At 48.0% G+C, this 21525-nt stretch carries 15 protein-coding genes and 1 pseudogene; 9 read left to right on the top strand and 7 right to left on the bottom strand.

Features of this window, described 5'->3' with window-relative positions:
• Positions 1-11 precede the first annotated feature (11 nt).
• Entirely contained in the window at positions 12-905 is an 894-nt protein-coding gene (locus PCH02S_RS03735) for a helix-turn-helix transcriptional regulator (protein WP_127450204.1), read from the bottom strand.
• Positions 906-1097: 192 nt separating this feature from the next.
• Between PCH02S_RS03735 and PCH02S_RS36815 the strand changes: the two genes are divergently transcribed.
• Together PCH02S_RS36815 and PCH02S_RS03725 are read left to right on the top strand one after the other, a co-directional pair.
• A complete protein-coding gene (locus PCH02S_RS36815) occupies positions 1098-2330 on the top strand; it encodes an HAD-IA family hydrolase (protein ID WP_307719922.1) in 1233 nt (410 codons plus the stop codon).
• A gap of 118 nt (positions 2331-2448) precedes the next feature.
• On the top strand, positions 2449-3858 hold the full coding sequence (locus PCH02S_RS03725) for a HEAT repeat domain-containing protein (RefSeq protein WP_127450203.1): 1410 nt from the start codon (positions 2449-2451) through the stop codon (positions 3856-3858).
• A gap of 87 nt (positions 3859-3945) precedes the next feature.
• Here the strand turns inward: PCH02S_RS03725 and PCH02S_RS03720 are convergent, their stop codons facing one another.
• From PCH02S_RS03720 to PCH02S_RS03705, 4 genes are all read right to left on the bottom strand, one after another.
• Positions 3946-4803 (bottom strand): AraC family transcriptional regulator, encoded by an 858-nt coding sequence (locus PCH02S_RS03720; protein ID WP_127450201.1) that lies wholly within the window; start codon positions 4801-4803, stop codon positions 3946-3948.
• Between the two features lie 67 nt (positions 4804-4870).
• Complete coding sequence (uraA, locus tag PCH02S_RS03715; protein WP_246068934.1) at positions 4871-6139, bottom strand: uracil permease; 1269 nt, start codon at positions 6137-6139, stop codon at positions 4871-4873.
• Positions 6140-6206: 67 nt separating this feature from the next.
• Complete coding sequence (locus tag PCH02S_RS03710) at positions 6207-9119, bottom strand: DEAD/DEAH box helicase (protein ID WP_127450197.1); 2913 nt, start codon at positions 9117-9119, stop codon at positions 6207-6209.
• Positions 9116-10684 carry an SWIM zinc finger family protein gene (locus tag PCH02S_RS03705; protein WP_127450195.1) on the bottom strand — a complete coding sequence of 523 codons (1569 nt, stop codon included), beginning with the start codon at positions 10682-10684 and terminating at the stop codon, positions 9116-9118. The genes PCH02S_RS03710 and PCH02S_RS03705 overlap by 4 nt, the downstream gene beginning before the upstream one ends.
• A gap of 122 nt (positions 10685-10806) precedes the next feature.
• Here PCH02S_RS03705 and PCH02S_RS03700 point away from each other — a divergent pair.
• Positions 10807-11346 (top strand): annotated as a pseudogene (locus PCH02S_RS03700) (polysaccharide deacetylase family protein).
• A 99-nt stretch (positions 11347-11445) separates the two neighbouring features.
• The gene (locus tag PCH02S_RS03695; RefSeq protein WP_127450193.1) at positions 11446-11823 is read left to right on the top strand and encodes a hypothetical protein; all 378 of its coding nucleotides are present in this window, start codon (positions 11446-11448) and stop codon (positions 11821-11823) included.
• Positions 11824-12119: 296 nt separating this feature from the next.
• Here PCH02S_RS03695 and PCH02S_RS03690 read toward each other — a convergent pair whose 3' ends face one another.
• Both PCH02S_RS03690 and PCH02S_RS03685 read right to left on the bottom strand, forming a co-directional pair.
• Positions 12120-12899, bottom strand: a complete 780-nt coding sequence (locus PCH02S_RS03690; protein ID WP_127450191.1) for a 3'-5' exonuclease — start codon at positions 12897-12899, stop codon at positions 12120-12122.
• A gap of 48 nt (positions 12900-12947) precedes the next feature.
• A complete protein-coding gene (locus PCH02S_RS03685; RefSeq protein WP_246068933.1) occupies positions 12948-14099 on the bottom strand; it encodes an MFS transporter in 1152 nt (383 codons plus the stop codon).
• Between the two features lie 510 nt (positions 14100-14609).
• Between PCH02S_RS03685 and PCH02S_RS03680 the strand changes: the two genes are divergently transcribed.
• From PCH02S_RS03680 to PCH02S_RS03665, 5 genes are all read left to right on the top strand, one after another.
• Entirely contained in the window at positions 14610-18512 is a 3903-nt protein-coding gene (locus PCH02S_RS03680; protein ID WP_246068946.1) for a polysaccharide lyase family 8 super-sandwich domain-containing protein, read from the top strand.
• Between the two features lie 136 nt (positions 18513-18648).
• Entirely contained in the window at positions 18649-18924 is a 276-nt protein-coding gene (locus PCH02S_RS36665; RefSeq protein ID WP_281282246.1) for an SMP-30/gluconolactonase/LRE family protein, read from the top strand.
• A 13-nt stretch (positions 18925-18937) separates the two neighbouring features.
• Entirely contained in the window at positions 18938-19552 is a 615-nt protein-coding gene (locus PCH02S_RS03675) for an SMP-30/gluconolactonase/LRE family protein (RefSeq protein WP_281282245.1), read from the top strand.
• A gap of 4 nt (positions 19553-19556) precedes the next feature.
• Positions 19557-20369, top strand: coding sequence for an MBL fold metallo-hydrolase (locus PCH02S_RS03670; protein WP_164819424.1), 813 nt, complete (start codon positions 19557-19559; stop codon positions 20367-20369).
• A gap of 221 nt (positions 20370-20590) precedes the next feature.
• A complete protein-coding gene (locus PCH02S_RS03665; RefSeq protein WP_127450184.1) occupies positions 20591-21451 on the top strand; it encodes an AraC family transcriptional regulator in 861 nt (286 codons plus the stop codon).
• Positions 21452-21525 lie beyond the last annotated feature (74 nt).

Genomic DNA, 21525 nt, shown 5'->3' with positions numbered 1-21525 from the left:
GCCTTGAAAAATCAAGTAGACAACAGTCTCCTCCGAACTTCCGAAGGCGGGTAACTCTTATATTTTTTATAAAGCTTTGTAAAATAGTTCGCGTTCCCGCAGCCGATGCTTTCGGCAATCTCGGTTACGGTCCATTCCGTTTCACGCAGCAAACGATCCGCTTCGTTAATGCGCAGCCAATTGACAAAATCCACAAAGGTTCGTCCGGTCAGCTTTTTAAACGTTTTGCAGAAATGGTACGGATTGAGGTTGACCATCCTCGCAGCCTGTTCAACGGAGAGCGGTTCCGCAAGATGAGCCTCAATATGCTGGATTAACGGCTTAAATGACTCAGAATGCCGCAGTGGAGCCGGTTTATCCACGAACTTGTCCGGTAGAAATTGTCTGGAGAGCAACGCGAAAAGCAGATGAAAATTATGCTTAATGATAAGCTCGTAGGCCGCGGCAGCGTGCTCAAACTCATAGGTTGATTCACGAAGGAGCCGCCGGAATGGGGCTCCTTGTTCGTCGTTTGCCCCAATTCTGGCAGGCAGTTGCGCGCGTCCGTCCAAGAAAGGCAGCATGTACCGCTCGTAGACAGGATCGGGATGCAGCATGCGCAGCAGAGAAGCGTTGAAGACAACGGCTACGAACTCCACATCTTCGTCGGAGGCATTATAGCCGACATGCAGCGCCCCGGCAGGGACGAACAGCAGGTCGCCGGCGCTCGCCTCGTAAGGGCGGCTATCGATATGAAACTGTGCTTTGCCTGCCTGCATATCAATGATTTCGAAGTGCTCATGCCAATGGAGATATAAAATATTATCGTCCTTTTTGGCCGCGCGAGATCGATTTCGGTAAAACCGAATCGGATAGTTGCTGTCCCAGAGAGGTGTTTTCTCCCTTAAATCTTGGGGATAAGTCATGCGCAGCCTCACTTTCTAGTTGTCGGAGAAATAAGGTTACTTGAGCAAGATCAGATAGATTTATAGAATAAATTGCTGATTGGAGGAGATTGTGCCTTCATTTTAGAGCAAGATTGGTGTGGTTTCAATAGTAGAAAGGATTTGGGTCTATCTGAGAGAATAAGTACTCATCAAGGTACTTAGGAGGTAAATATGACCAATCTATTGGATGTTGAGAAACAGCTGGAGCTTTCTTGGCTGAATAAGCCAGAGCAGTGGGGGTTTACAGATGACGGGGGATTGATCGTTACGGCTCCTCCAGGCGCCGATTATTTTTGCGATCCCGCTGGAAAGCATATTTGTGCGTCGGCTCCTTTTTTGTACACATCAGTGAAGCAATCGTTTGAAATGACAACACAGCTGACTGTTGAAATGAAAAATAAATATGACTCAGGATGCTTAATGCTCCTGGTAGACGAAAACAATTGGTGTAAACTGTGTTTTGAATATAACGGTAAAGTGCCAACGATTGTTTCTGTCGTGACAAAAGATGGCATTTCTGATGACTGTAATTCAGAAATCGTTCATGTGGCTAACCCGTATCTGAGAATCCGTAAAGAGGACGATTGTGTATCCTTTTTTTACTCGCAGGATGGCGAAGAATGGACGTTAGTTCGTTATTTCGGGATGCGCACGCCAAGTGAATGTAAGGCTGGACTTGTCGCACAATCCCCACAAGGAACAGGGAGCACTACGCACTTTATGAACTTAATGGTTACAGAGGCTAAACCCGAGAGCAGATTTGGCCTTAAAGCCATTATCTTTGATTTTGACGGGTTGATTATGGACACGGAATCTCCTTGGTACCACGCTTTTAAAGACATCTACCAGGAACATGGAGTCGAACTTTCGCTTGAACTTTGGTGTAAAAATGTAGGAACTACTTTTGATGAGTTTAATCCTTATGTTTATCTGGAGACCTCCATCCAAAAGCCTTTGGATCATGGATATATCAAACAGTTGTCTCACGAAAAGTATGCCGTCTATCTAGGAGAAGCGAAGCTGCTTCCCGGTGTGCTTCATTTATTGGAAGCAGCCAAGTCGAGAGGTCTGCGAATAGGATTGGCGTCCAGTTCAACACGTGATTGGGTTCACAAATACTTGAAGCAACAAGGTATTTTCTCCTATTTTGATGTGATTCACACAGCTGATGATGTCAAGCGGGTGAAGCCTGATCCTGAGTTGTATACATTAACGCTGGAAAAGCTTGGCGTAGCAGCCGGGGAGGCTCTCGTCTTTGAGGATTCCCCTAATGGGTTGAAAGCCGCCAAGGCAGCCGGTATCCGATGCGTGATCGTGCCGAATGATGTTACGCGGAACTTGGAGTTTATCGCACACGATTTGAGAGTTGCCTCACTGGATGAAATCGATTTGGGTGCATTTTAAGTGGCTATCTTAGTTTTGTGCTAGCTCTGATTAAGAATGTCTATTAAGTATCTCATTTGATTTTTCTATAATAAGGGTAAGGTTACAGCATTCAAAACACGCCAAGGAGGCAGGAACAATGCAGGAGAAACAACCTTTACTATTGACGGATGAGCAAATGAGAGAGTTTATTACGAATGGGTGTCTAATTCTTAAAACGGATTTTTCCCATGCGTTTCATGACAATCTGCTTGAGCAATTAAATACGGTGTACGCGGAGGAGGGGAATCCTGGCAATAACTTGCTGCCGCGTATCCGAGAGCTGCAAAAAGTATTTGACCATCCCGTTGTTACTGGCGCATTAACAAGTGTGTTAGGGCCAAATTATATGATGCATGCGCACAGACATGGACATTTCAATGCGCTGCCTACGGCAGGCGGCTGGCATAAAGACAGCTATTGGGGTTATGACCGCGTACGCAATCATCACCCGAACTGGGCAATGATTATGTATTTCCCGCAGGATACACCGGTAGATTTGGGGCCGACAGGCATTATGCCAGGCACGCAAAATCACCAGAAGCGGGCATTCGAAGCGAATGAGCATCCGGCTGAAGTTTTGGCAAGCGGCGAGGCAGGCACTTTTGCGTTGATCCATTATGATATCTGGCATCGTTCCACTCCGAACATTCTTGGAAAACCGCGTTATATGCTGAAGTTTGAGTTCATGCGTACTGAGCTGCCTACAAAGCCAAGCTGGAATAATCAAGAGCGCGAATGGAAGAAGCCGGCGAACCTGCTTGCACCGCTTGCTGCGCACGACTTGATGTGGGAAGAGACATGGAACTGGTTATCCGGTGAACTCTGCTCTTTGGCGGGAACGGCTTCGTCCGATCCGCAGGAAGTTCAGGAACTGGCGGGGAAATTGAGCGGTGATGAGACAATCGCCATTAATGCGTCATATGATCTTGCACGTAGAGGGCAGGCCGGCGTGAATGCTCTGCTGGACGGACTTCGCAGCGATGATGTTCATGTATCGCGAATCTCCGCGTATGGTTTGGCTGTTGCAGGAAGCGAAGCGGTTGACGGGTTGATCGCTGCCCTGAACCATGAGAATGTAAATACAGTAACACATGCTGTGTTTGCGCTGGGTGAGTTGAGCAGCCTAGCGGCCAAAGCGGTTCCAGCGCTGACCGAGCTGCTTGACCACCCGGAGGATAAAATTCGCAGCGCCGTTGTTGATGCGCTTGGTTTTATGAACTCGCCTGTAGAGGACGTCGTTGCCAGCTTAACTCGCGGTCTTCAAGATCAGAACGCACAAGTTCGCTTCATGTCCAGCCTATCCTTGTCCCGCTTGGGCGCTTCGGCAGAATCCGCTGTTCCGCAATTGGAAATTGCGCTCGATGACGAGAATCGTTACGTTCGTGCACATGCTGCGGAAACGTTGAATTACATCGGCACAGATCGGGCCAAAAATTCGCTGATCCGTTTCCTGCTGAACAACCGCTGGTGCTCCACGACGACAAAAGCGAATGCTTTTTATCCGTAAGCTGCAAGAAATTGTATAGGCACGTTGATATACGACGAGGCCGTCTCTCAACCATATTCATGGTTTGGAGACGGCCTTGTCTTTTATTTATGGGCTATTTTCAATCGTTTTTGGTCTCAAATCACGGAAAGCCGTAGGCTTAAAACCGGTCTGCTCTCGGAACATACGGGAAAAATACGATAATTCCATCCCTAACACGTCAGCGATTTGGGAAACGTTCAATTCCGTCGTCATAAGCAAATCTTTGGCTTTTTCGGAACGCAGATGATTCATGTATTGGATAGGCGAGTAGCCCGTGAATTGCTTGAATGCATTGATAAAATAATTAGGATGGTAATGCGCCATGCGAGAAAGTGTATCCACGGACACATTTTCGGCAATATGCTGTTCCATGTACAGCAAAACTTTGTTCATTTTTTCAAACGTAGGCGTGGAGGTGAGGTTCAGCTTGACGGATTGATTTTGCTCAATAAAATCAGCAATAAACGTCATCAGAATCGAGTAGGCTCGAAACTCTGAGGTGATGCTGTCGCTCTGGCTATAAGCAATCAATTGCTCGAAAGCTTTCACGAGCTCTTCCGGATTCTGAACTTTCAAGCAAGGCGAGGTTTGCAAAATTTGAAACAAATCCAAATCTCCGATTTTGGCCGAAAAATGGCACCAATACTTGCCGAACGTATTGTCGCTTATCGTGCCATAGGCTTGGTCGCTCCCGGCTGGCAGCAAATACAGCTCCCCGGGTTTTGGGTAGTAAGTCTGCCCCCCGATCCTGACATAGCCTTCACCTTCGCGGATAAAATAAAGTCGGTTAAACGGACAGGCGGGATTCTCATCTGTCCAGGATTTTTGGACTTTGGTGTAGGCCGCGTAGGATAGATCCAGCTTCGCCTTGGCGAGATACTTCTTCCAGAACGTGCGTTCGCTATCGTTCATTCCGTTTTTCATAGCCTATATTCCTTTCACGAATATTCGGGCATCATATGAAATCCTCTTATGCAGCTCAACAGCTCAATTACTCGTTCGTTAATTTTAGCTTATCCAGCAGTTTGAAAAACAAGCTAAGCACAATAGCAACAATCGTCGCCAACGCCATGCCCTTCAATTCAAAATTCCCGAGCTTCAACGTTGCACCGCTAAGACCGATGACCAGAACTGCCGTTGTCAGAATCAGATTCATCGGTTTGGAATAATCCACTTTCGTCTCTACGAGCATCCGAATACCGGAAGCGGCGATGATGCCGAACAGCAGCAAGGAAACGCCTCCCATGACAGCTGTAGGAATCGTTTGAATCAAGGCCGAGATTTTCCCCACAAAAGAGAGCACAATCGCCAGGATCGCAGCTCCGCCAATGACCCAAACCGAGTACACACGGCTAATCGCCATGACGCCGATGTTTTCACCGTACGTTGTATTTGGCGTGGACCCAACCAAGGAAGACAACATCGTTGAGATCCCGTTTCCAAGCAAAGATCTGCTTAGACCCGGTTCTTTGGATAAATCTTTGCCCACCATATTGCTGGTTACGATTAAGTGGCCGATATGCTCTGCAATGACAACAAGTGCCGCAGGGGCAATAATTATTATACTTGCTAAATCAAACGTTGGTGAGTAGAAAGTAGGAAGCTGAAGCCATTGAGCGGCATTTAAAGTTTCTTGAATATGTACTAAGCCAAGCAATGCGGCAAGCACGTACCCCAGGACGATTGCTACTAGAATAGGGATGACTTTCAATAACCCTCGAAATACGATGGAACCAACCACGCCTACTAAAAAGGTAAAAATAGAAACCGTGATCACGGTCATATCGGGAACCCAGGCTTCCTTGGCATCGGCAGGGGCAATGATGCCTGCCATCGAAGCGGCTGTAGGCACTAGCTCCAGCCCGATAACGGATACGATAGCGCCCATCGCGGCAGGCGGGAAGACAACGTCAATCCAGCGTGTTCCTACGAAGCGAATCAATAAAGCAATAATCGTAAAGATCAGTCCCACGACGAGAAAACCGCCGAGTGCCGCACTATAGCCTTTTTGACCGAGGACAACGAAAACAGGCGATAGGAAGGCGAAGCTGGACCCCAGGAAAGCGGGGATTTTGCCTTTTGTGATAAAAATATAAAGCAGGGTGCCGATTCCATTCATCAACAATATCGTAGCCGGATCGACATGGAAGAGAATTGGTACAAGCACAGTGGAGCCAAACATCGCAAATAAATGCTGTAAACTAAGGGGAATGCTTTCGCCTATGGAGGGGCGTTCATCAACTTGAATGATACGAGACACGGTAGTAACACCCTTTCTGTTTCTTCTCGTTCGATATCTTATCACAAAACGTGCTCGTAGGTAAGCCTTACCAATCTTTTCGCAGGGCAAATAAATCATGCAGCTCTTCATTGGAGAGCTCGGTAATCCAGGCTTCGGAGGTGGAAATCACATTTTCGCTCAAACTCATTTTACTTTCGAGCATTTCGTCGATTTTTTCCTCAAGCGTGCCCAAAGAAATAAACTTATGCACTTGTACATTCCGTTTCTGACCCATCCGATACGCGCGGTCTGTCGCTTGGTTTTCGACGGCTGGATTCCACCAGCGGTCAAAGTGGAACACGTGGTTGGCAGCGGTCAAGTTGAGACCGACGCCGCCGGCTTTGAGCGACAGAATAAAGATGCCAGGTCCATCCGCAGCTTGGAACTTGTCAATCATCTTATCGCGTTCCTGCTTCGGCGTGCTGCCGTTCAAGTACAACACGGGTTCGTCCCGTTGTGCCTGCAAAATATCGGCCAGCAGCTTGCCCATGCTGACATACTGCGTGAAGATCAGGCAGGAATCGCCTTCATCCCTCAGCTCGCCAACCATCGCAACAAGCCTTTCCAGCTTGGCTGAACGCAGGATGAAGCCTTCGCGGCTGTCTTCGTTCAGCAGGCTCTCCTCGGAGAGGGGAGCTTCCTTGGTCAGCAGAACCGGGTGATCGCAAAGCTGCTTCAGCTGCGTTAACGCAGAGAGGATAGCGCCCTTGCGCTCCATACCTTCAAGCTTTTGCATGCGCTCCATGAGGTTTTTGACCGCTTGTTCATATAGCGCGCCCTGCTCAGCAGTCAAGTTCAAGTAGACCTTCATCTCCTGCTTATCCGGCAAATCGAGCTGGATGGCGGGATCTTTCTTTTTCCGCCGGAGCATAAAAGGTTTCACGAGCTTCTGGAGCTGTATCGTCCGCTCCTCGTCCTGGTGCTTCTCGATCGGATTCGCGAAACGATGCTGAAAGCCGCGCTGATTTCCCAAATAGCCGGGATTCAGAAAGTCATAGATCGACCACAGCTCGGATAACCGGTTTTCGATTGGTGTGCCTGTCAGGGCGATCCGATGTTTGGCTTTCAGTGAACGCACAGCGGAGGACTGCTTGTTTTGGGCATTCTTAATATTTTGCGCTTCGTCCAGACATAGAGAGCTCCAAACTGTCTCCTGCAGCGTTTCTTGCTCCATAAGAGCAGTGGTGTAAGACGTCAGCACGATATCGGTGTCCTTCAAAGCTTCAGCAAGCGCTTCGCCGCTTAGACGGCCTTTGCCGTAATAAAGCAACACCTTGAGATCCGGGGCAAAACGGACGAGTTCCTTCTGCCAATTGCCGAGTACAGAGGTGGGGCAAATCAGCAGAGCAGGCTGCTCGGACTCTGGCTGGTGATGGAGCAAATAGGTGATGAATTGAATGGTCTTTCCAAGCCCCATATCATCGGCAAGGCAAGCGCCAAGGCCGAATTTTCTTAAATACGTTAACCACGTAAAACCTTCATGTTGATAGCTGCGCAGTTCAGCATGCAAGCCTGCTGGAACAGGAATCTCCTGCAGTTCCGACGGCTGTGCAAGCTGACGCAAAAGGCCCATCAGATGCGCGTTTAGCTCAACTTCCAGTTTGATGCGTTCTTCGTTCTCAGCGTCATCCTCAGGCGATGAACTTCCCTTAGGCGCATTCTCTTTCTCTGCTTCATTCAGCAGGTGAAGCTGGAAAATATCCAGCAAGGATAGACCTTCTTGCGGGTCAACGCTGGCCATCAGCCTGCGAATTTGCTCCAGCAGCGCCGGGTCCAGGTAGACCCACTGGCCGCGGAAGCGGATGAGGCGCTCATTACGCGAAAGCAGCGCAGCGAATTCCGCTTCGCTTAGATCCGCTTCGCCAATGGCAATCCGCCAGTCGAAGTCGACCAAGGCGTTCAGCCCGAAGAGCGACTGCCCTTTGCCGCCAGCTTCGGAGGATACCTTCGCGCGCAGCCGCGGCTTTCGCTTGGAGGCAGCTTCCCACCAGCCGGGAAGCATCACATTCCAACCGCCGTCCAGCAGATGCCGGCTGTCTGTCGTTAGAAACGTCCAGGCCGATTCATCGCTTAGCGGCCTGGACAAGAGCGCCAAGCCGCTGCTCCCGCTGGGCAGGCTTTCGGCCAGGCTTGCTGCCCAGCCGGGCGACCGCTCCAGCACATAGGGACTCCAGCTGCTGTCCCAGGTTCCAGCTGCGGTTCCGTCCGCAGCAAGACGAATCGGCGCGAGCACGGATCGATCCTGCTTGTCCTGCAGGACAAGACGGAGGCGCCACGTGTCGTCCTCTTCGTCAGGTTCCAGCAGCTGCAGCGCAGGGCGGAACGGCGCCGTGTCAGGGCGCCATCCTAAGGAGGCTAGCCATTCTTCCTCCGTCAAGGTGACTGGCGAAGCTGAGCGTTGGAACAACGCGGGGTAGTCGCGGCGAAGATCGGAGATCGCCGCTTCGCTTGCATAGTGCTCCGCGGTGACAACGGCGGAGAACGCTGCGCGCAGCCCGGCCAGACCTTGACCAAGGGCATCGAGGTTTTGAGCTGCTGCCCAATTAAACGATTTCAGCGCATCGGATTCGGCATCCCAAGTCCACCCTAGAGTCCCTTTGCGGAAATCGTGCAAGCTTGGTACATAACGGCCAGCTTGTGCTTCTTGGTACAGGAGCGGTGCTAGCTCACGCATGGCCTTCATGCCTTCATTGCCATCCTCAAAGTGCAGGATTTCCATGAAATCTGGTTCCGTGAAGTAGGGAAGCACCATATCCGCAGGGAGCACGACGACAGAGATGTCACCAGCCTGCTGCAGGTCCAACACAGTGCCGTAATAGGAGGATTCGTGCCAAGCGAACATGAGATTTCGCAGCTTCTCGCCAGGCACATCGCGGTCGTCCAGAAATCCCCAGAATAAAGCGTCGCCGCTTTCTGTTAAGGTCATGCTCACTTGTAAATTGTGCAATATTGCGTTCATCCGAGCAGCTTTCCTTTCCTAAGTTCCTCTTGCAGCGCCCTCAATCGGCTGTGTCGTTCAACGAAACCGGCAAAAAATGCTTCCCAACGAACGGGCTGCTTCATTTTCTTGTACACTTTTTCGAGTCTTTTCAAAAGTCTAACAGCAGCTTTATAGTCGTGGCGGTTTTTTAAAGCAACGTAATGGTTCACGGCTTGATGATAATAGGGTAATAGCAGCTGTGGCGCTTCTTTTTCGATTGGCTGAAGCACGCTGACCCGGTGAAAAAGCGGGTCATGGCCTTGAAGGATCTGCATTTCAAGCCAAGCCTTCCATTTGCCTTGCTCGTAAAGGACATTTTCAATGAGAAAGTAAGAACGCGGCAGAAGACTCTCAAATGCTTGCCACATCAGCTCCTCGGCTTCAGGAAAATGAGCGACCGCTTTTTGCCAATAATTCGCGTAGGTATCGAGTTCACGTGTTCGCGGATTGTTGAAGAAGACGGCCGTTTCGGTCAGCCAGTCTACAAGCTCCTTCCAGTTTGCGTTATGCTGCAGATGGTCGAAGAACGTAACGAAAAGGTAGGCAGGTGTGTCTTTGAAGGTTGGCCCCTCTGCGAGTGCTGCCCAAGCGATCTTCGGTTGTGACATCAGCAGGTGCAGGTAGGCTTTCGCGGCTGAAACCGATGGCGTAGCGGCAGAGTCATCTGCAATCGATGTCTTAAGAGCTTCAATTTCCTTCGGGGCGTAGGATAAAGCCGCTGTGATTCCTGAAGCCATCCATTCGTCCCAAAGCGCGCAGTAGACGCCAAAATCTTGATAACTGTGCCCTTTCTGAGCGGCCATCTGCGTTCTGATATAAGCGAATGTTGTCTCAAGGCGCTCGCTGGACTCGGAAAGAGCTAATCGGCTACCCTTCTCTTTTAACCAGTCCATAATCTCATCGTAAATCTTGTAGGCTGCAGATGACGTAAAGAAGCTCGTCCCGCCTTGTGTGCTTTGCCCTTTTACTTTTCTTAGCAGGAATAACGCTTGATGCAGCTCGAAAAAGCCCCGATCCTGTTCAGAAAAAGGAATGGCAACGTTCATTAAGGCGCTTAAATGGCTGCGCAACTGCTGAGCGTAAATGCCTTGATCGTAGGTCGGTTTTATGGAGAGGGTGTATTGGTCCAAAAACTGCTGCCATTCGCTAACAGACATTGCAGGCAATTTCATCATGGCGGATTCCGATGTAGCTTGAGAAGCCGCGCGTTTGAGCTGCATTTTTGCATTCATAATCTGGGTCGCCGGGTATCCGAGACGGTCCGCCAGTTCCATCATGACAGCAGCTTGGTGCTTGCAAGCGCCATGAACGGGGCATGTACAGCTGCTTTCTTTCAACTTATTTAGATTAAGCGAAACCCGATAGGCTTCAGATCCATCGACTTTGGCTTGTACCAAACGAGTGTCAGAGATGCTAAGGGAAATAACTTGTCCTTGCTTAAAATAGGTAAACCCTCTGGAAAGGGTTACGTCCGTATAGGTTTCAGCCACATATTCGAGCAGCTTCAACCACTCTTCATCATTTAAAACAGTAGAAGTGCTCATAGGAAGGCTCCTTGCTAATGAATAGAGTATCTAATAACCTTCTTAGTATAAATAGTGCAGCTAATATTGTAAATTTTGTTTCTTGTTTAAAATGTTTTTTTGAAATAGGGAAGGTAAGGTGAATAAATGAGAAAAAGAATAGTCATAATTGGAATAGACCTATTTATGTGCAGACGAATGAAAAAGTTGTAGCGTTAACGTTTGAGGATGGACCGTCGGAACAAACAGCTTCAATTGTTGCCCTATTGGGTAAATATCAAGCAAAGGCTACTGTTTTTCTAATAGGAAGCGAGCTTGAGAAAAATAGAGAAGCCGGCTTATCCGCGAAGAAATTGAAAAAACGAATCAACTGATCCGCGAGACGGGTTATGAAGGTAAAAGTGATTTTCGGCCGCCAAATGGAAAAAAAGTTGATTGGTTTACCTTATTATTTACATAAGCAGCAGATTCAAACGATTATGTGGAATTTGGAGCAGGACACGAATTTTCGTACTCCTTCCGACAAGGTAAATGAAGTCGTTCAGCATTTGAAGCCAGGCTCTATCATTTTGCTGCATCCTAAGTACGATAAAACGGAGCTTCTTGCGATAGAAGGCATTCTGGATGCTTTGACGAAAGCGGGCTACACCTTTGTGACTGTCAATGACCTACAAAATAGATAATGTTCATTCAGCATGAGCCACATTGACAAAAGATACTGTAACATTTATAATTACAGTATAGCTAGTGAGTGATAAAAATAACGCTAAAGGCGGTGCTGGATGATGAACTATCAAATCAGTGATTGGGTTACAGCCACTACGAATCAAGATGAAATGTTGCATGGGTATGTAGAATCCATGGATGTGCTTGGAGGTTTGACTCGCATTTACGTGATTGCATCCGACCGTGAATCAACGATTGGGAAAGTCATGGAAGTCAGCAACCAAGACGTTAAAAAATTGCCGCCAAGTTCTTTGGATATAGAAGAGCAAGTGAGAAGCTTGATCGATGTCTCCCTCGCGGTGAGAGACGAAATGTGGTTCCTAGAATTGACGGGCAAACTGCTGGCGATTCAACAAAATGAATCCAAGCGCAGCGAGCGCGATCAGCTTCCGTCCCTAACTTTCAAAAACCGCTTAGGTGTTGATCAGCTATAATGAAAAGCCAATCCATGACATGTGAGACATGTCGAGTGGATTGGCTTTTTTTGGTGCCTTCGCTTGACCGGTTCCTCTTTGGCAAAGGGAACTACAGGGCGCTATTTCAATGAAATCAGCTCTTTTTCGCGCGGAGGGGACCTGTGGTCCTCTATTTGTCCGTTTTCTTAAAGAAAACGGGATCAGCGGTTAAATAAGGCCCTGTAGTTCCGCTTGAACGTGGAAAATAGCTGAAAGTACTGGAATAACGGACTGTAGTTCCTCAAGGGGGTTAGAAGGGAGCTCGCGTCCCCGCATTACTGCACAGGCGCCTTTTTCACAACCTGCGGCCCTTTTACCATTTCGGCTTCAAACAAGGCTTGCAGCTCGGTAATTTTCCTTGGATCGGTAAGCGCCATTTTATCTTTAAAATACTGTTCCACAACGAGCTCCCATGTAGGCACGATTTTCTGAGCCGTAATGGAGCGGATGGCTGTCTTCAGAAGCCGGCGTTCCTTTGCATTGCTGTAGACATCGACATATTGCTGCGTCCGTTCAAAATCAAGCTCCTGAAAGATCGCTTTGAACACAAGCGATGTCATCCGCGCATCATCCAGCGCTCTGTGCGCGGAGCCTTCCGCCTCGATCTGCAAATCAAGCAAGGCGGCCTCGACGCTGACGTCATTCGTTACATTTTTATAGCGGATAAACCCTTTTAATAAGTCAAAATAGTTGGCATTCATCCAGTATGCATCATCCAATTTGTGCATTCTTGTATCGAATACAATGCGTTTCAAATCTTCCCCGCCCCATGTAACAAGCAGAAAAGTTTCACTCCGGTTCAGCCAGCTGATGAAATCCGCAATGACACTGCGAAAGCCCGCGGCGCCGTCAATGTCTTCTTGCGGAATGCCGGTTTTCTTTTTAATAAACCCGTTCAATTTGGAGAAATAAACCGGCTTGATCAGAGAGGAGAACTCATCGACCGGCTGAAGGGAGTTATTAAGGCGAACAGCCCCAATCTCGATGACCTCCATGGGTAAATCGCTCGCAAATTTGCGGCCGTTAAATTCGATATCCAAAATAATGTAGTCCATGCTGCTTGCCCCCGTTCTTTCTATTCCTATCATTTTAGCAGAAAATGTTTAGGCTGCCATCTTGGCTTTTCCGTAGATTGCGCTTAGGACCAGGCTGAACAGCAGTCCGATAAAGGACATGCCGGAAATCCATAAGTAAAGTGATTGACCCCCAAAGCTTTCATAGAACCACCCGCCCAGATAAGAGGCAACAATACCGGATACGCCGAAGAACAGCAAAGCAAGAACGGTTTGACCGGTGGCTCTCCATTCCTCAGGTACAATACGGTATAAATATTGAATCGCCGCGGAATAAAAGATTGGAAACGTGAAGGTTTGCAGAAGCTGTAAGTAAACAAGTACATGAGGTTCTGTAATCCAAGAGGATAATAGAAAGCGAATGAAGTAAAAGAACGCAGAAAATGCGATGATTTGGAGTTCCTTCCCTTTACGCAGCCACCAGAAACTTAAAGCAAAGACAAGAATTTCACTTCCTGCGGCTAAAAACCATGCTTGTCCGACCAGCTCAGGACTGCCGCCTAATTTTCGTATATATACGCCTAAAAAGGTATCATTAATCCGTTGCGGAACGGCAACAATAAAGATTAACACCATAAACCAAATTGTCTCTTTATTTCCTAGGAAATTACGCAAGCTTTTTAATGTGATGGGCTTGCCAGTAACTGGAGCATCTGGGAGTGTTAAACAGATAAGAAGACTGATGACACCGATCGCTCCGAAAAGATAGCCTAAGCTGTTCAAGCCCAAATATTGAATCGCGTATCCAACGGCCAAGGACATGACGGCATAACCAATCGCACCGAAAGTCCGTATGGAGCCATAACTGACTCCGTTCGCTTCCGCTGTTTGAAAGTTCAAGCTTTCCGTTAATGGATCGAGCGGCATAAGGAAAAAGTACAAAAACATCGTAAACAGCAGCAGTACAATGAAGCTGTTGGAGGTATACAAAAAATACCCTACAAGACTTGAACACACTAATAGAAGCAGCATAACCTTCTTTATGGTTCTGGTCTTATCACTGATCATGCCCCAAAGCGGCTGTGAGAAGATCGTAATGATTCCTCCTGTACCGATGATCAGGCCGATTTTGGTCGCTGGAAGCCCTTGGGCATCCAGATAAACAGGGAGAAAAGAAACGAACATGGCAAGCAGGGCAAAGTACAAAAAATTAAATGAACGTAAAAGATTTGAAGAGCTCATTATGACCGTAACCTTCCTAGTTGAAATAACTTAAGTTTGTTGTAAAACTACATTCTAACATGATGCGCGAAAGATTCCAAAAAGAAAAATGTCTCAATTGCAAATGAGGCGCGAACTTCTTACGGACACAGGAGCCGTTATTTTGCTAAATTCAGCGGAAATTTGGTGCTAACGGACTGAGGGGACGTTATTTATGGAACTTTTCACTGTTTGGGGTGTTTCTATGACTAATAGCGACTCTGGAGTCCGTTAGATGCGAATCTTAATGCAAAAACAGCAAATAGCGTCATCTCAGTCCGTTAAGCGTCGTTAGGCGACGAAATAGGCTTTTTTTGCTGAGTCGGCTTTTTTTATGATCATGAATCGGCGTTTTTTATTTAACCAATTGCAAGAATTGAAGATTGCTTAGGAAGTTCGGTGTCTTTTATGCTAGAAAAGCTGGTATTAAGCATTCTCCAGAACTTCTTTTCTCGCATGAAAAAATGTCGATGAGGTGATCGTTTGGGAACAATGACAAAACTGCTATCTGTCAGTATGGTGTCGAGTCTTCTAGTATCTTTTGTACCCTTTTATGAAAGCGCTTATCCTAAAGCAGAGGCCGCCGCAGTCAACCTGCTCAGCAACGGCAGCTTCGAACAAACAACGACGACGCTGGATGCGAGCTGGAACGGCATTACAAGTCCTGCACCGGTCGGTTGGGGCTTATGGATTCCGACAGGAAGCGGGAAAGCACCGAATCAAACGGTGAATGTCTCCCTAGATTCAACTGTTTTTCATGAAGGGAGCAAATCGATTTTGTTTGACGCTTTTGCAACCAGCAGAGTTTCTGTCAATCAAAGCGTGTTGACGGTTACGCCAGGCAAATCCTATCGGCTGAAAGTATGGGTGAAAACCGATAATGTCACGGGGACTGGTGCTTATTTTAGAACACAGTACTATAATACAAGCAAAGTAGGTGACGGCCCTGCATCCGCGAAATTGCTCGGTACGAAGGATTGGACGATGCAGCAGGTTTTTATGACAATTCCGGCAAATGTGACGAAGCTGGTGATCGAGCCGTTTCTGGAAACAGGCAAAGGGAAGGTATGGTTTGATGATATGAGTTTGGAGGAATATAACGGAGTTACAGGAATTACCTTGGATCAAAGTGCGTTTTCTATGGCTCAGGGGGCGTCAGTGGCGTTAGCGCCAACGTTTGTTCCAGCGAATGCGGCGGACAAAACGGTGATTTGGAGTTCATCGAACCCCAATGCGGCAGTTGTAGATAATAACGGAAAAGTAACCGCTGTAGGGCTGGGCTCCACGACGATAACGGTATCGACACCAGACGGCACAATCAAGGCAGAATGTCTCGTAAACGTTGAATCTGCAGAGCTTTTTCAATCCTATGCGCAGATGCGGGCCAAATGGTTCAACAAGCTGACAGGCGGTACAAATTATGATGCCGCTGATCCAGATATTTCAGCGAACTTGGCCAAAATTGCCGATAGCGTTACGAATGCCGATGCGACCGGTATCTGGGATACGCTTAATAAATCCGCAGACCGAACGCTGGTCTGGAATGATCTGGCCAGCACGACAGATTCGGCGCAAGTCACGACTTCGTACAGCAGATTGAGGACGATGGCGCTCGCCTATACGCTCAAGGGATCGAGCTTATATCATAATGAGGCGCTTAAAATCGACATTTTGAACACATTGGACTGGCTGAACGCTAACCGTTACAACGAGTCCAAAACCGAGTACGGCAATTGGTGGGACTGGGAAATCGGCGCTCCGCAAATTATGAATGATATCCTCGTGCTGATGTATGAGCATTTGACACCTGCTCAAATTACGAAACATATGAAAGCGATCGATCGATTTGTCCCTGACCCGAAAAAGCGCACGCTGAATAACGTCGTTGAAACCGGCGCCAATCTGCTGGACAAAGCGCTTGTTGTTACAATGCGGGGCATCATCGGCAATAACAGTGCGAAAATTACGCAAGGCCGCGACCCGATTGGTCCCGAATTTGTTTATGCCAATCATGGAGACGGCGTATACGTAGATGGTTCATTAGTGCAGCATACGAATATTGCGTATACAGCTGGTTATGGCGCTGTTTGGTTAAGCCGAGCGGCTGACATGACGTATGTCCTTAATGGCTCTCCATGGCCTGTAACGGATCCTAACGTTAACAACGTCTACAAATGGGTTACGGACACGTTCGAACCTGTTATTTACAAAGGACTTTACATGGATATGGTGAATGGCCGGGGTATTTCCAGACAAGCTACAGGCAGCGCTAGAAGTACAATTACCACTTTGCTTCGTTTAGCGGAAGGAGCGCCGGCAGACGTTGCGCTTTCGATTAAGCGGATGGCGAAGGAATGGATTTTGAGCGATACGACCTACGCTAATTATGTGGATGGGCTGCCGATTTATGAGTTGGCGTTGATTAAAGAGCTAATGAGCGACTCCACGATTCAGCGCAGAGGAGAATTAGAGCGGAATCAAGTATTTGCCGGCATGGATCGTGTCGTTCATTTGCGTGACGGATATGGCTTTGGATTAAGCCTTTTCTCCAACCGGATTTCCGCATTTGAAAAAGGAAATAACGAAAATCTCAAAGGCTGGTACACGGGAATCGGCATGACGTTCCTGTATGATCAGGATCTTAACCAGTACCGCAATGACTTCTGGCCGACTGTGGATTCCTTCCGTTTGCCAGGCACGACGACAGATCAGTCGGGGAAAGGCGTAACCCCTGGCGAGTGGACCTCGTATATGAACGCTAAAAACTGGGTGGGCGGCTCCTCCATCGACGGCTTATATGGTGCCGCAGGGATGGACTTTTCGATGGATAAAGTGACGGGCAGCACGCTGCAAGGCAAAAAATCGTGGTTCATGTTCGATGATGAAATCGTCGCTTTAGGAGCAGGAATATCGAAAAGCTCAGCAGCGAACGCGCCGGTTGAAACGATCATCGATAACCGGAAACTAAATGACGCGGGAGACAATGTACTAACGGTTAACGGCTCAGCGCAACCGAATCAATTGGGCTGGTCAGGAACGCTAAATCAAGTGAACTGGGCACACATAGCCGGTAATGTGGCGAATTCGGATATCGGTTATTATTTCCCAGGGTCAGCAACCGTCTATGGCTTGCGTGAAGCGAGAACGGGGAGCTGGCAAGAGATTAACAGCGGCCAATCGAATACGCCGATTACGCGTAATTATGTAAGCTTGGCTTTCGAACACGGGCAAAATCCGACGAATGCCTCCTACGCATATGTCATGCTGCCACACAAGGATGCTGCGGCTACAGCGGCGTACAGCCAATCGCCGAACGTTGAGATTTTAAGTAATACAGCCGATGTGCATGCAGTAAAAGAAAAGCAGTTGGGCATTACGGCGGCAAATTTCTGGAACCCTGGTTCCGTGGCAGGCATTACCGCCAGCAAACCAGCATCTGTGATGGTGAAGGAATCGGAGTCCGAGCTTTCCATCGCGGTATCCGATCCAACACAAGCGCAGAGCATGATTTCACTTGAACTGAATAAAACGGGCCTACAGCTTGTTAGCAGCGACAGCACAATTTCTGTGCAGCAAACGGCTCCTAGCTTGAAGCTTGATATTCAGGTAGCGGGTTCGTATGGAAAAACGCATGTCATTACTTTCAAGAAAGACAGCGCAGCTCCTGTAACGACAGATGACGCGAAATCAGGGTGGCAGCGCACGGCGCAAACGGTGACCTTAACGGCTAGCGACGCAGGCAGCGGCGTACAAACAACGATGTACAGCCTAGATAACGGTGCATTCGCAGAAGGAAACACGGTATCCGTTACGGAGGATGGCGTGCATCAAATTCGTTATTACAGTGTTGATCAAGCCGGTAACCAAGAGTTAATCAAAACGGCTGAAGTCAAAATCGATACCAAGGCGCCGGTCATCTCGCCTTCGGTCACGATGGATGTTTATTGGACGGATGGCGGCAATTTGACCTTCAACGTGAGCGATGAAATAAGCGGAGTGGCTGCCAAGACAGTTAGCATTGACGGCGCTAACGTCAGCGATCCCTATACGTACAAACCTTTTTCACTCCGTATTGGTGAGCATCAAGTTAACGTAACGGCAACGGATGCTGCCGGGAATGAAGCGGCCGTGAGCTATGTACTTAAGGTGCATATGGACGTCATGCATTTGGATGAAGCGGTTCGTTATGCTTACCAACAAGGCTGGATTTCGAACCAAGGCATTTATAACAGCTTGTTAGTGATGGTTGAGGCGTTGCAAAAGCACTTGGATGACAAAGGTGTCAAGACGGCATTGAACGCTCTCGAACAGCATGTTCGAGCGCAATCAGGCAAAAAAATCGACAGCAATTTTGCAGCATTTTTCCTGGATGCCATTTCATTTCTGAAGGCATAAACAAGATCATCGGGTTTTCCCAAAAGTCATGAAGATGACGGAGGGAAAGCCCTTTCTTTTTTTGTGGAAAGGCATTCCTGCTTCTTCCAATTCGTACGAGGACGGTTTACAATAACGGAAGAGGAGTTGATGTCTAATGGATTCGAAGAACGTACAGCTGGTTCTGGACGCTAAAGCCACTCTAGGTGAAGGCCCGAGCTGGAATGAGGAAGAGAAAGTGCTTTATTGGGTTGATATTGTAGGAGAGAAGTTTTGCAGGTTTGATCTGGAGACCGGTCAAAATGAGTCTTTTCCTATTGGCGAATTTGTCGGTGCAGTTGTTTGCGCCGGGAAAGATGAGGTCGTATTGGCGACACAATCCGGTTTTCAATCCTATCACATGAAGCACCGTACTTTAACGCCCTCTCGTTGATCCAGAAGATCACTTGCCTTTCAATCGGTTTAACGATGGAAAATGTGATAGCCATGGCCGGTTCTGGGCGGGAACGATGGAAATCATTGAAAAAGTGGCGACAGGCTCCCTCTATGTACTTGAACCAGATGGCAGCTGCCGCAAAGTTCACGAAGACGTGGGTGTATCGAACGGGATCGCCTGGAGTCTAGACGAAAAAGAGATGTACTATATTGATTCGATGAGAAAACATGTGTTAGCTTTTGATTTTGACGCGGAAAAAGGAGAAATTAGCCGTCCAAGACTATTAATCGATTTCGCTGGCGAGCAAGGATTTCCAGACGGTATGACGATTGATACAGAAGGCATGCTTTGGATTGCTCACTGGGATGGTTGGCAGGTGTCACGCTGGAATCCCCGCACAGGCATGAAACTGGAGAGCATCGCGGTCCCCGCAGCGAAAGTAACCTCGTGTATTTTTGGCGGAGATGAGCTGGACACTTTATACATAACGAGCGCTCGAAAAGGGCTGGAGGAAGACAAAGCAGGAGATCAGCCTCACGCCGGTGGTATTTTTGCAGTCAAACCTGGCGTTAAAGGAACGAAAACACATGCATTTGGAACATCATATATCCAACAAAAGGAGTAGTTTTATGTCAGTAGAATCTAATCAATTAACCATTCAGTATATTGGACAGGTTGGCGTTATTTTGCGGAAAAACGACATTGCCATAGCGATTGACCCATATTTGACGGATTCTGTCGATCAACTCGGAGGATCTCCCGAAGGGTTCTGGGTGAGAAGATATGCACCACCGGTGAAGCCCGAAACTTTGACGGATCTGGATCTGGTCCTTTGTACGCACGAACATATGGATCATATGGATCCGGCGACGCTGCGGGTTATTGCGGAGGCATCTCCGGATTGCCGCTTCGGCGCTCCCAAGGTTTGCTTGCCGGCACTGGAGGCAATGGGAATTGCACCTAATCGGCTGCAGGCGCTTGGTGTTCAAGAGGCTTGGCCGTTCGCTGAAGGGCTGAACATTCAGCCGATACCGGCGTGGCATGAAGAGCGTGTGCAGGATGAAGCGGGCTGGGACCATTATTTGGGCTACATGCTCGAGTGGGACAACTTATGTCTGTATCATGCAGGCGATACGCTTTTGACGGATGAATTAGTGAACACGCTGTCGGGTTACACCATTGATGTAGGCTTCCTGCCGATTAATGGCCGGGATATTTTCCGCAACAGAGTTGGCGTCGTGGGCAATATGAATGCTTTGGAAGCGGCGGATCTGGCGGCGCATCTTCGTTTTGACATTGTCGTGCCAGTTCATTTCGATATGTATCCTAATAATAGTGAAGGCATTGCGCCGTTCGTTGACCGGCTGTATCAGAAGCATCTGGGGCAAAAATTTCATATTTTTCAACCGGGTGAGACGCTTTTGTATAATAAAGTTAGATAGATTTCCATTAGTAATTAAGGCCTCTTAGTGTCCGAGTTCAATGCGAAGGGGCCTTTGTTTCGGATCATTCGACATTGCCGTGCGTTGAAAATAGGCCATTAGGCTATTGCAATTAAGCACATCTTCATCTTCAGGTGTCCCATGTTATGTGATATGCTGAAGAGGCTGGTACGCACCTAAACAGCTGCTAACATGACCATTATGAATGGAGTGTTGTTCAGATGAAAATGTACCAATCTGTTGACTATATCCAGCAGGCTGAGAAAATCGCGCTTTACAAGCTTCATCAACAGGCGAATGAGCCGGAACATACGCACAATTTCATCGAGCTGGTTTATATCTGGCAGGGTGCCGGGTACCATCAAGTGAATGGGAAGTCATTTGCCGTGCAGCGCGGGGATTTTTTGTTCATGGATGTTGGGGATCGGCATGCGTTTGAAATTCAGAAGAACATGCAGTATATGAACATTTTGCTGGATCCTGAGTTCCTAAGCAATCGATTGCAGGTTACCGAAAGCGCTTCCGAGTTTCTTCCGCTCAAGTTGTTTCAGGAGTTCAAGTCCTCACTTGCGAATCCTTCGCCTCACGTCACGTTCAGAGGGAAAAACATGATTGAGGTCGAGCAGCTGCTCGAAACGATGTATGCGGAATATTGCGGCAAAAAGAGTGGTTATTTAGCTATGCTTCACGGCTATGCTACACTGTTATTGACGCGTATGCTCAGATCGATGCAAGAAAATCTACATAACTCCGAATTGCGCACGGCATATCACATGCTTCCTCAGCTGCTATCCTATATCGAGGAGCATTATGCGGGGCATATTACGCTGAATGATTTGGCGCGCGAGAGCTTTTATTCCCCCTATTATTTGAGCAAAATGTTTAAAGATTGCCTGGGGTTCACCTTCACGGAATACGTTCACGACGTCAGGCTGCGCGAAGCGAAGCGAATGCTGCTGGAAACGAAGGATTCTGTCGAATCCATCGGACGAAGCGTCGGTTACGAGGATAAAACGCAGTTTTTCCGCCTGTTTAAGCAGACCATAGGGATGACGCCTCAGCAGCTTAGGAAGCAGATGTGAAAGTATGCTGGAAGAGCGGCGACGAGGGATAAGTGTATAAAAGTAGTTACAAGCAATTAGATTTGTAAACGCTT

This window comes from Paenibacillus chondroitinus NBRC 15376, assembly GCF_004000765.1.
GTDB classification, from domain to species: domain Bacteria; phylum Bacillota; class Bacilli; order Paenibacillales; family NBRC-103111; genus Paenibacillus_E; species Paenibacillus_E chondroitinus.
The sequence above is the reverse complement of the archived record's forward strand: the minus strand, read 5'-3'. Positions and strand labels throughout refer to the sequence as shown.